Raw genomic sequence first — 430 nt, forward strand, 5'->3', positions numbered from 1 at the left:
GAAGACGACCAGATGAACACCCATGCGGACGCCCCGCCGGCAGAGGCGGCGGAGGCATCAGAGCTCGATCTCATTGATCTTTGGTGGGAAGCGAAACAGGCGTACGAGCGGCACTGCGAGCGCTGCCACGCCTGCCCGTCCAAGTATCAGAGCTGCGATGTCGGTCGGGGGCTCCGCATCAAGGCCGTCACGACTGCGAGCGCGGCAGGTACGCGATGGCTATAGCAACCCACGCCAGGCCGGTCACAGTCGAGGAACTGGCCGAGGAACTGCGCAGGGAAGCGCGCGGCCTCTACGACGCTCTGATGGCGCACTGCCGGAACCGAAATTGCCTGCACTGCAAGCTCAATGACTGGGGCGTGCCGGTCGTCAAGCCCGGATACTGCGTCAAGGGCGCGGGCCTTCGCAGCGCCTATGAGGCTGCCTATCT

2 protein-coding genes are annotated in these 430 nt (G+C 64.9%); both read left to right on the plus strand.

What is annotated here, in order from left to right; translation table 11 throughout:
• Positions 1–225: hypothetical protein (locus tag GWK61_RS58220; protein ID WP_228564613.1), on the plus strand; the 225-nt coding region annotated here is incomplete at its 5' end.
• Positions 216–430: hypothetical protein (locus GWK61_RS58225; RefSeq protein WP_228564614.1), on the plus strand; the 215-nt coding region annotated here is incomplete at its 3' end. The genes GWK61_RS58220 and GWK61_RS58225, both read left to right, overlap by 10 nt.

Source organism: Catenulispora rubra (assembly GCF_015356825.1).
Classification (GTDB): Bacteria; Actinomycetota; Actinomycetes; order Streptomycetales; family Catenulisporaceae; genus Catenulispora; species Catenulispora rubra.